15 protein-coding genes are annotated in these 12,924 nt (G+C 72.7%); 5 read left to right on the forward strand and 10 right to left on the reverse strand.

Annotation, left to right across the window (positions count from 1 at the left end; translation table 11 throughout):
- Positions 1 to 34 precede the first annotated feature (34 nt).
- The 3 genes from RT2_RS08530 to RT2_RS08540 all read left to right on the forward strand — a co-directional run bounded on the left by RT2_RS08530 (position 35) and on the right by RT2_RS08540 (position 2,667).
- Positions 35 to 628 carry a hypothetical protein gene (locus RT2_RS08530; RefSeq protein ID WP_072844318.1) on the forward strand — a complete coding sequence of 198 codons (594 nt, stop codon included), beginning with the start codon at positions 35 to 37 and terminating at the stop codon, positions 626 to 628.
- Between the two features lie 38 nt (positions 629 to 666).
- Positions 667 to 2,220 carry a succinic semialdehyde dehydrogenase gene (locus tag RT2_RS08535; protein WP_072844320.1) on the forward strand — a complete coding sequence of 518 codons (1,554 nt, stop codon included), beginning with the start codon at positions 667 to 669 and terminating at the stop codon, positions 2,218 to 2,220.
- Positions 2,221 to 2,349: 129 nt separating this feature from the next.
- Positions 2,350 to 2,667 (forward strand): SRPBCC family protein, encoded by a 318-nt coding sequence (locus RT2_RS08540; RefSeq protein ID WP_083577202.1) that lies wholly within the window; start codon positions 2,350 to 2,352, stop codon positions 2,665 to 2,667.
- A 7-nt stretch (positions 2,668 to 2,674) separates the two neighbouring features.
- Here RT2_RS08540 and RT2_RS08545 read toward each other — a convergent pair whose 3' ends face one another.
- Both RT2_RS08545 and RT2_RS08550 read right to left on the reverse strand, forming a co-directional pair.
- Positions 2,675 to 3,109 (reverse strand): protein-tyrosine phosphatase family protein, encoded by a 435-nt coding sequence (locus RT2_RS08545; RefSeq protein ID WP_072844321.1) that lies wholly within the window; start codon positions 3,107 to 3,109, stop codon positions 2,675 to 2,677.
- A gap of 11 nt (positions 3,110 to 3,120) precedes the next feature.
- Entirely contained in the window at positions 3,121 to 3,987 is an 867-nt protein-coding gene (locus RT2_RS08550) for an SDR family NAD(P)-dependent oxidoreductase (protein ID WP_072844323.1), read from the reverse strand.
- Between the two features lie 198 nt (positions 3,988 to 4,185).
- Between RT2_RS08550 and RT2_RS08555 the strand changes: the two genes are divergently transcribed.
- A complete protein-coding gene (locus RT2_RS08555; RefSeq protein ID WP_072844325.1) occupies positions 4,186 to 5,826 on the forward strand; it encodes a DHA2 family efflux MFS transporter permease subunit in 1,641 nt (546 codons plus the stop codon).
- A 12-nt stretch (positions 5,827 to 5,838) separates the two neighbouring features.
- Here the strand turns inward: RT2_RS08555 and RT2_RS08560 are convergent, their stop codons facing one another.
- The 6 genes from RT2_RS08560 to RT2_RS08585 are packed head-to-tail and all read right to left on the reverse strand — an operon-like array spanning position 5,839 to position 9,603.
- On the reverse strand, positions 5,839 to 6,198 hold the full coding sequence (locus RT2_RS08560; protein ID WP_072844327.1) for an MmcQ/YjbR family DNA-binding protein: 360 nt from the start codon (positions 6,196 to 6,198) through the stop codon (positions 5,839 to 5,841).
- Positions 6,199 to 6,230: 32 nt separating this feature from the next.
- Positions 6,231 to 7,184, reverse strand: a complete 954-nt coding sequence (locus tag RT2_RS08565) for a CopD family protein (protein WP_072844329.1) — start codon at positions 7,182 to 7,184, stop codon at positions 6,231 to 6,233.
- A gap of 5 nt (positions 7,185 to 7,189) precedes the next feature.
- The gene (locus tag RT2_RS08570; protein WP_072844331.1) at positions 7,190 to 7,717 is read right to left on the reverse strand and encodes a copper resistance CopC family protein; all 528 of its coding nucleotides are present in this window, start codon (positions 7,715 to 7,717) and stop codon (positions 7,190 to 7,192) included.
- Positions 7,714 to 8,370, reverse strand: a complete 657-nt coding sequence (locus tag RT2_RS08575; RefSeq protein WP_072844333.1) for a YcnI family copper-binding membrane protein — start codon at positions 8,368 to 8,370, stop codon at positions 7,714 to 7,716. Before RT2_RS08575 ends, RT2_RS08570 begins: the two co-directional genes overlap by 4 nt.
- Positions 8,371 to 8,419: 49 nt before the next feature.
- Positions 8,420 to 8,953 carry a hypothetical protein gene (locus RT2_RS08580; protein ID WP_072844335.1) on the reverse strand — a complete coding sequence of 178 codons (534 nt, stop codon included), beginning with the start codon at positions 8,951 to 8,953 and terminating at the stop codon, positions 8,420 to 8,422.
- A gap of 29 nt (positions 8,954 to 8,982) precedes the next feature.
- The gene (locus RT2_RS08585; protein WP_072844337.1) at positions 8,983 to 9,603 is read right to left on the reverse strand and encodes a DUF6474 family protein; all 621 of its coding nucleotides are present in this window, start codon (positions 9,601 to 9,603) and stop codon (positions 8,983 to 8,985) included.
- A gap of 197 nt (positions 9,604 to 9,800) precedes the next feature.
- Here RT2_RS08585 and RT2_RS08590 point away from each other — a divergent pair, with 197 nt between their 5' ends.
- Positions 9,801 to 11,396, forward strand: coding sequence for a TM0106 family RecB-like putative nuclease (locus tag RT2_RS08590; RefSeq protein WP_072844598.1), 1,596 nt, complete (start codon positions 9,801 to 9,803; stop codon positions 11,394 to 11,396).
- A gap of 154 nt (positions 11,397 to 11,550) precedes the next feature.
- On the opposite strand, the gene RT2_RS25785 is transcribed toward RT2_RS08590, so the two are convergent.
- Both RT2_RS25785 and RT2_RS08595 read right to left on the reverse strand, forming a co-directional pair.
- Positions 11,551 to 11,697, reverse strand: coding sequence for a hypothetical protein (locus tag RT2_RS25785; protein WP_169888227.1), 147 nt, complete (start codon positions 11,695 to 11,697; stop codon positions 11,551 to 11,553).
- 322 nt (positions 11,698 to 12,019) lie between these two features.
- On the reverse strand, positions 12,020 to 12,787 hold the full coding sequence (locus RT2_RS08595) for an SDR family NAD(P)-dependent oxidoreductase (RefSeq protein ID WP_072844339.1): 768 nt from the start codon (positions 12,785 to 12,787) through the stop codon (positions 12,020 to 12,022).
- Positions 12,788 to 12,924: the final 137 nt, after the last annotated feature.

The following is a 12,924-nucleotide window of genomic DNA, read 5'->3' on the forward strand; positions in this document are numbered from 1 at the left end:
CCCGGCGGTGTGGCCGCCGAGTACGGTCGGTTGTGTGCTGATCTGGTACGTCAGTTACGGGTCGAACATGTCGATCGACCGGCTGGGTTGCTACCTGCGGGGCGGTCGCCCCGCCGGTGGTCGGCGCACCCAACCCGGCGCGCGCGACGGCCGCGCACCGCGGGAGTCGGCGCCGGTCCTGGTGCCGGGCCGGGTCTTCTTCGCCGGTCGGTCGCGGGTGTGGGGCGGCGGCCGGGCCTTCTACGACCCGGACGAGGCGGGCCGGGTCGCGGCGCGGGCGTACCTGCTGACCGCGGAGCAGTTCGACGACGTGCGGTCCCAGGAGCCCGAGTGCTACGACAGGGTGCTGGAGCTGGGGCGCCGCGGCGGGCTCGCGATGCGCACGTTCACCTGCCGGGCCCGGGGGTCGACGGCGGTGCACACGGCCCCGTCGCCCGCCTATCTGCGGGCACTCGGCGCGGGCCTGCAGGAGGCCCACGGCTGGGATGCCGGGCAGGTCGCGGACTACCTCGCGGCCGCTGTTTCGTGGAACCGGCCGTCCCCGGTGCCCGCGTCGTCGCGGTCGCCCGGGACGCCGTGGCTGTTTCTCGGCTGCCCTGTGATGCGGGCCACCGACCAGGTAGGTTGACGTAACTCGAAGAAATACTCACCAGTAGGGGTGCGAAAATGCCTGCTCCGTCCGCCGCAACGTTCGCGCGGCTTCTAGAACTCGTCGCGATCGAAGATGCCGCGAGCCGGCCGACGCGGCCCGTCGTCGAGGCCTTCACCGGCCGCGAACTGGCGACCATCCCCGTCGGCACCGCCGAGGACGCGACGGCCGCGGTCGCCCGCGCCCGGGTCGCCCAGGTCGCCTGGGCCGCGCGTCCCGCCGAGGAACGCGCCCGGATCTTCCACCGCTACCGCGACCTGGTGCTGGCGAACCGCGACGCGCTGATGGACATGGCGCAGGCCGAGACCGGCAAGTCGCGCGCCGCCGCACAGGAGGAGGTCCTCGACATCTCGATGACCTCGCGTTACTACGCCCGCACGGCACCGAAGGCGCTCGCGCCGAAGCGCGTGCAGGGCATGCTGCCGGGCCTGACGAAGACCGTCGTGCGGCACCACCCGAAGGGCGTCGTCGGCGTCATCTCGCCGTGGAACTACCCGATGACCCTCGCGGTCTCCGACGCCATCGCCGCGCTGCTGGCCGGCAACGCCGTGGTGATCAAGCCGGACAGCCAGACCCCGTACTGCGCCCTGGCCTGCGTCGACCTGCTGTACCAGGCGGGCCTGCCCCGCGACGTGTTCGCCGTGGTCCCCGGCCCGGGCTCCGTGGTCGGCACCGCGCTCGTCGAGAACGCCGACTACCTGATGTTCACCGGTTCCTCCGCCACCGGCCAGCTGCTCGCCGAGCAGGCCGGCCGCAGGCTGATCGGCTTCTCCGCCGAGCTCGGCGGCAAGAACCCGATGATCGTCACCAAGGGCGCGAACCTGCGCGAGGTGGCCGACGCCGCCGTGCGCGCCTGCTTCTCGAACTCCGGCCAGCTGTGCATCTCCATCGAGCGCATCTACGTCGAGCAGCCGGTGGCGGACGAGTTCATCCGGCTCTTTGGCGAGCGGGTCAAGAAGATGACCCTCGGCGCCGGCTACGAGTTCGGCATCGAGATGGGCAGCCTCGTCTCCGAGGCGCAGGTCAAGACGGTCTCCGGGCACGTCGACGACGCCGTGGTCAAGGGCGCGACCGTGGTCGCGGGCGGCAAGGCTCGCCCCGACCTCGGCCCGCTGTTCTACGAGCCGACGGTGCTCACGGGCGTGACGGACGAGATGGAGTGCGCGCGCAACGAGACGTTCGGGCCGCTGGTGTCGATCTACCCGGTCGCGCACGTCGACGAGGCGATCCGCCTGGCCAACGACACCGAGTACGGCCTCAACGCCAGCGTGTGGGCGGGCACCAAGGCGGAGGGCGAGGCCATCGCCGCGCAGGTCCGCGCCGGCACCGTCAACGTCGACGAGGGCTACGCCCCCGCCTGGGGTAGCACGGCCGCACCGATGGGCGGCATGGGCGTCTCCGGTGTCGGTCGCCGGCACGGCCCCGACGGCATGCTCAAGTACACCGAGTCGCAGACCATCGCCACCACCCGGGTGCTCAATCTCGGTGGGCCGCGCGGACTTCCGCCGAAGCTGTGGGCAAAGGCGCTGGCGCCGTTTATCAAGGTGATGCAGTACCTGCCCGGGCGGTGACCGTGGACCGCGCGAGCGTCCGGATCGAGGCCGCGCCGTCCGCCGTTTGGGACGTCGTCACCGACATCGCCGGCTTCGGCCGGTTCAGCCCCGAGAACACCGGCGGGCGCTGGACCGGCGGACAGCCGGTTGACCGTCGGGGCGACGTTCACCGGCGGCAACCGGCACGGTCTGATCCGCTGGACCACCCACTGCACGGTGGTCGACGTGGTTGCGGGGCAGAGGTTCTCGTTCGAGGTGGACGAGTCCAAGGCGCGCTGGACGTACCTGGTGGAGCCGTCGGGAACCGGTACCCGGGTCACCGAGACCCGGGAGATCTACGGAACCCCCGCCCTGCAGGTGCGTCTGGTGCAGCGGTCGACGCTGATCGGGCGCAACCGGAATGCGCTGATGCAGTCCGGCATGCAGACCACCCTCGCGCGGATGAAGGGGTACCTGGAGCGCTGACGTGGGCTCAGGCCGATGGGAACCGTGCGACGTAGCGACGCTGCCACGGCGTCTCGACGGCGTGCGGGGAGTACCGGTCCCGGACGAAGGCCACCGCCTCGCGCGCGGGCACGCCGTCCAGCACGGCCAGGCACGCGAGCGCGGTGCCGGTCCGGCCGCGTCCGCCGCCGCAGGCGACCTCCACCCGCTCGAACTCGGATCGGCGCCACGCCTCGCGCAACGCGTGGTGCGCGACCGCGGGGTCCGTGGGCAACCAGAAGTCCGGCCACCGGATCCACCGGGTGTCCCACGGCTGGGCGGCCGGTGGGCGGCCGAGCAGGTAGAGCCCGAACTCGGGCGGTGCGCCGTCGGGCAGGGGTCGACGGAGGCCGCGTCCGCGGACGAGTCGTCCGGAGGGCAGCCGCAGCAGCCCGGAAGTGCTTGCGTCCCACGTGGAATTCATTCGCGGCGGCCTCAGATCCCGGCGGTGAACCGCTGGTTGCGGCCCGCGTCGGCAGGTGCGAGGTTGACCGCGTCGACGAGGCCGACGAGCCGCCCGATCAACGGCGCGACCCGCCGGGGGCGGTCGACGATCGCGTCGCAGATCACCCGCCCGCCCTGCGCGGCGGTCAGCGCGGCGGTCTTCGCGTACCTCTCGTTCGGCGTGATCATCTCGGTGCGCACCAGCGGCATGTACACCGAGGTGAAGCGGATGTTCTCGTCGAGCGTCTCCGCCTGGAAGGACCGGGAGACCTCGTCCAGGGCGGCCTTGGACGCGACGTACGCGCCGTACCCGGGTCCGCCGGTCAGGTTCGCGAGCGAGAGCACGTTGACCACCTGACCGAAGCGGCGCTCCCGCATCCCGGGCAGGAAGGCGAGCAGCAGCCGGACGGCGGCGATGTAGTTCAGCTGCATCGTCCGTTCGAAGTCGTGGATCCGGTCGTAGGACTGCTCCAGGGACCGCCGGATCGACCGCCCCGCGTTGTTGACCAGGATGTCGACTCGCCCGTGGTCGGCGAGCACCTGCGCGGTCGTCGCGGCGACCGCATCCAGGTCGCTGAGGTCGCACGGGTACACCGCGGCCGTGCCCCCGCGCGCGGTCACCGTCGCGGCGACCTCCTGCAGTTCCGGGGCCCGCCGCGCGACGAGCAGCACCGTCGCGCCGGCCGCGCCCAACTCGAGTGCGGCGGCCCGGCCGATCCCGGACGAGGCCCCGGTGACGAGGACGACCCGTCCGGCGACGGCGTCGGCCAGGGAGGGACGCCGGCGCCGGGACCGGAACGGCGAACCCGTGTCGAGTGCATGCCTGACCCTGAACAACCATTCCCATGTCGAGGACATGGTTCCGGAGCTTAGGGGCCGGCGCCGGCGCCGGTGCCGGAACTCGAGTCTCGCCCGCCGGCGCGCGTCCCCTCCATCGAAAGGTGGAAATTCGGTGACGACCGGCGGTTCGGACCTGCCGAGTCGGGCCGGGCCTGGTGGAATCGAGACGGTCCCGAAGTCGTTCGGTGACAGATGCTTCGAGCCTGGAGGTCAGCGATGTCGACCGATTCCACCGAGATCGACACCGGACCACGGGCGGACCGCCGCGCCTGGATCGGGCTCGGCGTCCTCGCCGCCGGCCTGTCGATGATCGTGGTCGACGGCACCATCGTCGGTGTCGCGTTGCCGGTGATCATCACCGACCTGAACCTGGACCTGACGGACGCCCAGTGGGTCAACAGCGTCTACTCGGTGGTGTTCGCCGCGCTGCTGCTCACCGCCGGACGGCTCGGCGACCGGCTCGGACGCCGCCGCATGTTCATCGTCGGCGTGCTGCTGTTCATGACCGGCAGCCTGATGGCCGCCGCCGCGGGCAGCGCCACCTCGCTGATCGTGGCCCGGGTGGTCCAGGGCGTCGGCGGCGCGTTCGTCCTCCCGACCACGCTGTCGAGCGTGAACGCCACCTTCAAGGGCAAGGACCGGATCGTCGCGTTCGCGGTGTGGGGCGCCGTCATCTCCGGCATGGCGGCGGTGGGTCCGCTGCTCGGCGGCTGGCTGACCACGTACTTCACCTGGCCGTGGATCTTCATCGTGAACATCCCGATCGGGATCGCCGTGATCATCGGCGCCCTGTTCGCGGTGCGGGAGACCCGCGCCAAGATCACCGAGCCGGGCCTCGACGTGGACGGCCTGCTGCTCAGCGCGATCGGCTTCGGCGGCGTCATCTTCGCCCTGATCGAGGGGCAGAGCCTCGGCTGGTGGAAGCCGATCGCGCCGTTCAGCGTGTTCGGGATCGAGTGGCCGCAGGACGCGCCGGTGTCGGTGGTCCCGGTCGTCGGCGCGATCGGCGTGGCGGCCCTCGTGCTGTTCGTGGTCTGGGAGCGGCACCGGGCCCGCGGCAGCCACCGCTCCGCGATCCTCGACCTGACCCTGTTCTCGGTGCCGACGTTCACCTGGGGCAACCTGACCGCGCTGGCCGTGGCGATCGGCGAGTTCGGTCTGCTGCTGGTGCTGCCGCTGTTCCTGGTGAACGCGCTCGGCCTGACCACGATGGGCGCCGGTCTGGTGCTGGCCGCGATGGCGCTGGGCGCCTTCGCCTCCGGCGCGGCGGCCCGGCACGTCGCCGCCGCATTCGGTGCGCCGAAGACCGTGATCCTGGGATTGGCGCTAGAGGCGGTGGGGGTGGCCGTGGTCGCGGTGTTCATCTCCTCCACGGTGTCCCCGTGGCTGCTGGCGGTGCTGCTGGCGGTGTACGGCGCCGGGCTGGGGCTGGCGTCGGCGCAGCTGACCGGGACGGTGCTCGCCGACATCCCCACCGAGAAGTCCGGGCAGGGGTCGGCCACGCAGAGCACCGTCCGTCAGCTCGGCGCCGCGCTGGGCTCCGCGATCCTGGGTGCGGTGCTCTCGATCTCGTTGGCGCAGAACCTCACCGACCGTCTCGAACCGGTCACCGCGGTACCGCCGCCGGTGCAGGAGCAGCTGGTCACCGCGACCCGGGACTCGGCCGGCGGCACCATCTCCGGTCTGCGTGAGCAGGGCGAGCAGGGCAAGCTCGGGCCGGCCGGGCCGGAGGTCACCACCGCGCTGTCGGAGGGCTTCGGCGACTCCACCCGCACCGCGCTGTTCGTGGCGTCCGGGTTCCTGGCGCTAGGACTGGTCAGCGCGACCGCGCTCAACGCGCGCTCGCGCCGGGACTAGCTCGCGCCGGGACTAGGTGGCCTCGGAGTCGCGGTCGTACGCCGCGATCACGCGCTTCGGGGCGGTCAGCCGCCAGGCCTCCTCGACCACTTCGGCCAGCTCCTGTGGGTCCACCCGGGCCAGCACCACGTCGATCCAGCCCCACCGGCCGAAGAACGGCGCCACCAGGAACACGTCCGGGTTCTCGGCGATCAGCGCGGCCTGGTCGTCGCGGGTGGCCTTCAGGCACACCGTCGGGGCGCCGTACCCGACGAGCCCGAACATCTTCTTGCGCACCCGGAAGGTCGGCTGGTCGCCCCAGTTGGCGACCACCACCTCCTCGGCCTCGGGTAGGGCCAGCATCAGCGTGCGTGCGTCGCGCTCGGTGGGCATGGTTCCTTTCTAGCCCCGCCCACCGACACCGGTCAGGCGGTCGTGGCCAGCGCCGCGGCCAGGCCGAAGGCCACCGACAGCGCCAGCACCTCCACCGTCGCGCGGCGCAGCGACTCCTCGGCCGGGGTGCGGTGTGCGCCCGCCGCCGGCACCCAGGTGCGACGCCACCACCAGCCGAGCCCGGCCAGCGCGACCAGTGCCACGGCCTTGGCCAGCACGATCCGCCCGTACCCGGTGTCGACCAGGGCGCCGGGACCGCCGAGCCGTACCGCGGCGTCCACGGTCCCGGTCACGGCCAGCGCGGCCACGCACCGCCACGCCAGGGTGGAGTAGCGCGGCAGCAGCAGCGCCCAGCCGCCGCGACCGCGCACCAGCATCGCCATCGCGACCAGCGGACCGAGCCACAGCGCGGCGGCCAGCACGTGCACCGCCACGAACGCCGACCCGAGGGTCTGCGCCGACATGTGCCCGGTCACCGGGCGGGCGGCCAACGCGAACCCGGCCAGCACCGCCACCGGCACCGGCGACCACGGCGCGCCCAGCCGGAACGCGACGGCCGCGAAGACGGTGGTCGCGGCGGTGCAGGCCAGCGCCGCCGCGCCGATCTGTCCGGCACTGATCTCCCCGACGAACCGGCCGAACGCGGCGGCGGGCAGCACGCCCGGCGCCCGTTCCGCGGTCTCGGCGGCCGCGGACACCAGCAGCGCCGCCTCGGCCACCGACCAGGCGCCGGCCAGCGCCGCCACCGGACGCCACAGGTCGGCCCGGGGTACCACCGGCCGCCGGTCCCCGCGTTGGAGCCATTCCAGCGCCGCCAGGCCGAGCACCGTGGAGCCGAGCAGCACCGACAGCAGCCGGATCGCGCTGGACGGGTCCGGGCCCGACGGCGTCGCCAACAGCCAGGCGAGGCCGACGCCGGCCAGCCCGGCGGGCCCGGCGAGCAGCAGCCACCGCGGACCGGTCCGCGGCGCGCCCGCCCGGCCCATCGAGGTCAGTCCTTGGCGGGCCGGCGCAGCATGAACGCCAGCCCGCCCGCGAACACCACCACGGCGGCCGCGATGAACGGCCACAGCGGCAGTCCGTCGGAACTGTCGTCGGAGCCTTCGGCCGCGGCGCCGCCCGGCTTGGGGCCGGGGGTACCGGTGCCGGGCTCGGTCAGGGTGAACTTGCTGGTACCGCTCACCGGGTGCCCGTCCGCCGAGGTGATCCGGTAGGCGATCGTGTACTCCCCGACGGGGCCGAGCGGCCCCACCGGCACGCTGGCCGTCTGGCCCTGGACCGTCGGCTCGCCCTTCGACCACAGGTTGCCGTCCGGGCCCACCACGGTGAGCGTCGCGAAGCTGGACTGCGGGGGCTCGTTGAACGTCAGCGTGACCTGGTCGGGTCCGGTGGCCACCGAGGCCCCGTTCTCCGGGCTGGACGCGGTCACCGCCGAGTGGGCGGCGGCGACGCCCCCGCCGAGCAGCGCGGCGAGAACAGCGAGCAGTGCGACCGCGAGGACGCGGATCCGGGCGCTCATGCCCGACGGCTTCGGACGGTGGCGCCGATGCCGAGGGCCGCGCCCAGCGCGCCGAGCACCAGTCCGGCGCCGCCGAGCCAGCGGGCGGTGGTGTCCACGGCGGCGTCGGGCTCGTCGCCCGTCGAGGTGCTCGCGCCGTGCGAGCCGTCACCCTCCTCGGCCGCGGCCAGGGTCAGGCTGGGGGTGGGCTTGTCCGGCTCCGCGCCGTCGGGGCCGGGCTGCTGGTTCCAGGAGACGACCTTGCCGTCGCTGTAGGTCTGCACCGCCGGGAAGGACACGGTGTCCTCGCTGGGCAGCGGGCCCGCGGACAGCAGGAACTGCTGGAACTGGCCGGGGCCGACGGCCACGCCCGGGTCCGCGGTCCAGGTGACCTCGGTGGCGGCCTGGGTGGCGGGGTCCTTGACGACCTGCGAGGTCCAGCCCGGCATCGGCTCGGTCCGGGCCGACTTCAGGCCCGGCAGGGTGACGGTCAGCTTGGTGGTGCCCGCGGTGTCGGACTCGGTGGGCACCTTGAAGGTGAGCACCGTGTAGCCGCCCTGGGCGGCGCCGGGTGCGCTCACCCCGACGTGGGCCGAGGCGACACCGGAGCCGAGCAGCAGCACGCCACCGGCCGCGCCGGCCGTGACGAGGGCACGTGAAAGGGAGATGTTCATCTGTGTGGTTGTCGTTTCTACTCGGGAGGAAGACCTGGGGGAGTGGCGGCTAGGCGCGTGCCGCCGCGGGCGGTCCCCGTCTCGAGATGGCGAAGTCGAGCAGCATCGGCCCGGCGGCGCCCACCCCGGCGGCGCGAATGGCGCCGGCGGTGGCCCGCGGCGGTGCCGGGGTCGGCCGCAGCAGGGCCCGCAGCACCCGGGTGATCGGCCCGTACAGCCGTTCCGCCGCGCGGATGAGGGTCGCGCACACCACCGTGGCGGCGGCGTGCCCGAGGACCATCGACAGCCCGCGCGGGGACAGGTCGGCGCCGGCGTGCTGATGCGCTAGCGCGGTCGACAACGCGAGGTGCCCGACCAGCTGCCCGCAGGCCAGCGCGCCGAGCAGCGCGAGGACGCCACCGCCGCGGATGCTGCCGGTGAGCGCGCCGACGCCGGCGCAGCCCAGCACCAGCAGGGTCAGCGCCGCGGTGGACGGGAAGCCGCCGCCCCCGAAGCCGTGCCCCGCCACGGCCATCGCCGCGGTGAGCGCCCCCACCGCGGCGCCGCGCATGCGGGCCGTGGGGGTGGTGCGGGGGGCGGTCATCGGTTTCGGGGGTCCTGGTTCGGCTTCGGTCAGCGCACGCCGAGGCGTGCCAGCAGGTCGGCCTCGACGCCGTCGAGCTCGGCGGCGATCGCGTGGTGCGCGGCCCGGCGGCGCGGCGTCGGCATCTGCTCGGCCGCCCGGACGGCGGTGCTCAGCTCGGTCAGCCGGCCGCGGATCGCGGCGGTGAACGCGACGGTCTCGGCGTCGTTGAACTGCGCGGCGATGTCGTTGGCGGAGCGCTCGGCCCCCGCGATCCGGGCGCTGAGCTGGGCGCCGTGCCCGGTGTAGGTGCCGAGTTCCTCCGCGGCGATGCCCATCTTCGCGGCCCGCTGCTGGTCGAGCTGGCCGCGCACCACCACCGCGCCGCGGTAGATCAGGGGGGCGAGCACGGGGGTGAGCAGCCGCGCGATGCCGATGTACTTGCGGACCTGGCTGACGCTGAGCTTGCCCCCGCGCTGAGCCGCCTTCTCCTGTGCCTTCAGCGCCGAGATCTGAGCCTTCTCGATCTTCTTCGTGGACTTCGAGTCGGACTTCATCTTCTTGCGGTCGTTGCGGGCACCGAGCTTGGCCTCCATCTTGGCCTTCGTCTTGAGTGCCTTCGCCTCCGCACGGCGGGTCGCGCGTGTCTTGCGTTTCCGGAACAAACCCATGCGTAGAGCCCCTCGTCTCGGGTGCGCGAACACCGGCGCGCGTGTCCGCTACAGCGTATCCGCGACACCGCCCGGCGCGGCGGGGGCATGGCGCCGCGGTGAAGCGATGCGGCTTGTCGGTGCGGCGGACCATAATCTCTTTCATTGTGATTTCTTCGCAAGACCCGCAGGACCAGCCGCAGGCGGCCGTCGCCGAACTGCCCCCGCCCACGCAGGGGCAGTCACCACCGGTGCTCATCGACCCCCGCGCGCTGACGAGCTGCCGGCACCGCGTCCACCTCGACGCGGCGCACCCGGCGGCGGTCGCGTCGGTCCCCGAGGACGTCGGCGTCCAGCAGCGCCGCGAGGCGGCCCGCGCGCACCGCGAGGCGATGCGGCAACGGCTGATGGACGCGGACGGACTGCGCTGGGTGGTCGTCGACCCGGCCGCGCCGGCCCGGGAGCGGGCCGCGGCCACGCTGGCAGCCTGCGCGGACGGCGCCGACCGGATCTGGGGTGCGGTGCTGCCGCTGGAGTTCGACACCGGCCGGCGCGGCCGCGCCGAGCTGCTGGTCCGCGACGCCGAGCGGGGCGGCTACTTCCCGGTGATCGTGGTCAACCACAAGGTCACCGACCCGGGCAGCGGCGCGGTGACCTCCGGCCTGGATGCCTGGGAGCCCGCGGTCGACGAGACCCGCAAGGTGCGCGCGCAGCTGCGCGACCAGTTCCGGCTCGCGCAGCTGTACCGGATGCTCGAGCGCCGCGGCCACGCCAGCCCCGCGATGCTCGGCGGTGCCATCGGGTACGGCGGCGAGTGCATCCTGGTGCACGACCTGGCCGCGGTGATGGACCAGTACGACGAGCGGTTCGCGGACCGGATCGCCGTCGCCCGCGGCGAGCTCGCCACCGTCCCCTCGCAGATCGGCGAGTGCCGGTCCTGCCCCTGGTGGGACGCGTGCAAGGCGGAGCTGACGCAGGCGCGTGACGTGAGCCTGGTGGCGTCGGGGTCGCGGGCGGACGTGCTGCGCGCGGCCGGTGTGGACACCATCGACGCGCTGGCCGCCTGGGACGGGCCGGCGCCGGAGGACTGGCAGGGCAACGGCTTCGCCGACTCCGTGGTGATCGCGCGCGCGTGGCTGGCGGGGGTGCCACTGGCGCGCCGGCACGAGACGGTGACGGTGCAGCGCGCCGACGTCGAGGTGGACGTCGACATGGAGAGCTACCAGGAGCACGGCGCCTACCTGTGGGGCACGCTGCTCACGGAGGGCGGGGTCACCGAGCCGTACCGCCCGTTCGTCACCTGGGACCCGCTGCCGACACGGGACGAGGCCCGCTCCTTCGCCGAGTTCTGGAACTGGCTGACCGGAACCCTCGAGGCGACGCTGGCGCAGGGGAAAACCTTTGCCGCGTACTGCTATTCGCGTGCGGCCGAGGACAAGTGGCTGCTGGACTCGGCGACCCGGTTCGCCGGGATGCCGGGGATCCCCACCGTCAAGCAGGTCCGGACGTTCATCGACGGCCCGCACTGGGTGGACATCTACCAGGCGGTGGGCGAGCAGTTCGTCTGTCCGAACGGCAAGGGGCTCAAGAAGATCGCGCCGGTGGCCGGGTTCAACTGGCGGGACGCGGAGGCCGGTGGCGAGGCGTCGATGAGCTGGTACCGGGAGGCGGTCGGCTACGACGGGCAGCCGAACCTCGACCAGCGCGAGCGGCTGTTCGTCTACAACGAGGACGACGTCCGGGCGACAAAGGTGTTGCGGGAGTGGATGACCGAGCGCGCGGAGGCCGAGATTCCGCTCGCGTCGGAGTTGTGAGCGTCAGCTGTTCCAGTTGACTGCGCTACGGCGATCGGGATGTTGCGGCATCTCGGACATTCCGGAAGCAGGGGAGGGCACCTTGCTCTACGGTGCGCGTCGGGGGGTCCGGTGGATCTGGGCGCCTGTCGTCACACTGTGAACAGGGGAGTTTTCAATGTCTCGAATCATGGCGCGCCGCGGCGCGCGCCTTGTTGTTGCCGCTGCGTTGTTCGGTGGTGTTCTGGCTACCGGTGGGGGCACGGCGTCGGCGGCGGAAGCCCCGCCCGTCGTGCTCGGTTCCGTGGATGGGGATCTGCATCTGGGCTCCAGCGAGGGGGGATGTCTGATGAGGCAACCTCCGATTTGCTCCTATCGCTCCGTCGGGGTGCTGGAAATATTGTTCGGAGAGACGGCATTCCGACATACGACGTTCGGTTCTTAGTCGGTTCGCTGCTTGGACGCGTTCAGGTTTCAGGCTTGAGGGCTTGAACGCCGGCCGGGGACTCCCGGGTGGATGGTCCGCGTGACACGTTCCGACGACACGCTCGATCGATGCGAGTCGGTCCGCCGAGGAGGCGGCATCGGTGCGGTTGTGGAGACGGGTGTCGTCCGCAACCGCACCGATGGGCGAAGGGCCTTCTCTAGCGCGGCGCCATGCGCAGGGCGCCGTCCATGCGGATGGTCTCGCCGTTGAGGTAGTCGTGCTCGACGATCATCTGCGCGAGCTGCGCGTACTCGTCCGGACGGCCCAGGCGGGACGGGAACGGCACGCCGGACTCGAGGCCCTTGCGGTACTCGTCGGTGACGCCGGCGAGCATCGGGGTGTCGATGATGCCGGGGGCGATGGTGTTGACGCGGATGCCGAACTGCGCGAGGTCGCGGGCGGCCGGGACGGTCATGCCGTGCACGCCGCCCTTGGACGCCGAGTACGCGATCTGGCCGATCTGGCCCTCGAACGCCGCGACGGAGGCGGTGTTGATGACCACGCCGCGCTGGCCGGTGGCGTCGACGGCGTCGGTCTTGGCGATCGCGTCGGCGGCCAGGCGCATCACGTTGAAGGTGCCCAGCAGGTTGACGGTGATGACGGTGCGGAACAGCTCGAGGTCGTGCGGGCCGTTCTTGGACAGGATGCGGCCGGCCCAGCCGACGCCGGCGCAGTTGACGACGGTGCGCAGCGGCACGCCGGAGGCGACGATCTGCTCGATCGCGGCCTGGACCTCGTCGCCGCTGGTGACGTCCGTGGGGATGAGGGTGACGCCGGCCGGGACGCTGTCGCCGGCCCGCTCGATGGACTGGGCCAGGTCCAGCCCGAAGACGGTGGCGCCTGCGTCGGCGAAGCGCTTCGCGGTGGCTGCGCCGAGGCCGGATGCCGCACCGGTGACCAGTGCCGCGGTTCCCTGGAGTTCCACTGTTCGATCCTCTTTTCTGGCGGCCACCGTTGGCCAGCCGGTAGTGACCTGAACGATAGCGCCTTGCCCCGAGTCTGGTTAAGGACGGTTCACCGAAAGGTGCGGTCGGGGCGCCGATCCGGCCGGGCGAAGTCTTT

It is taken from the genome of Rhodococcus tukisamuensis NBRC 100609, assembly GCF_001894985.1.
Taxonomy (GTDB): Bacteria; Actinomycetota; Actinomycetes; order Mycobacteriales; family Mycobacteriaceae; genus Rhodococcus_G; species Rhodococcus_G tukisamuensis.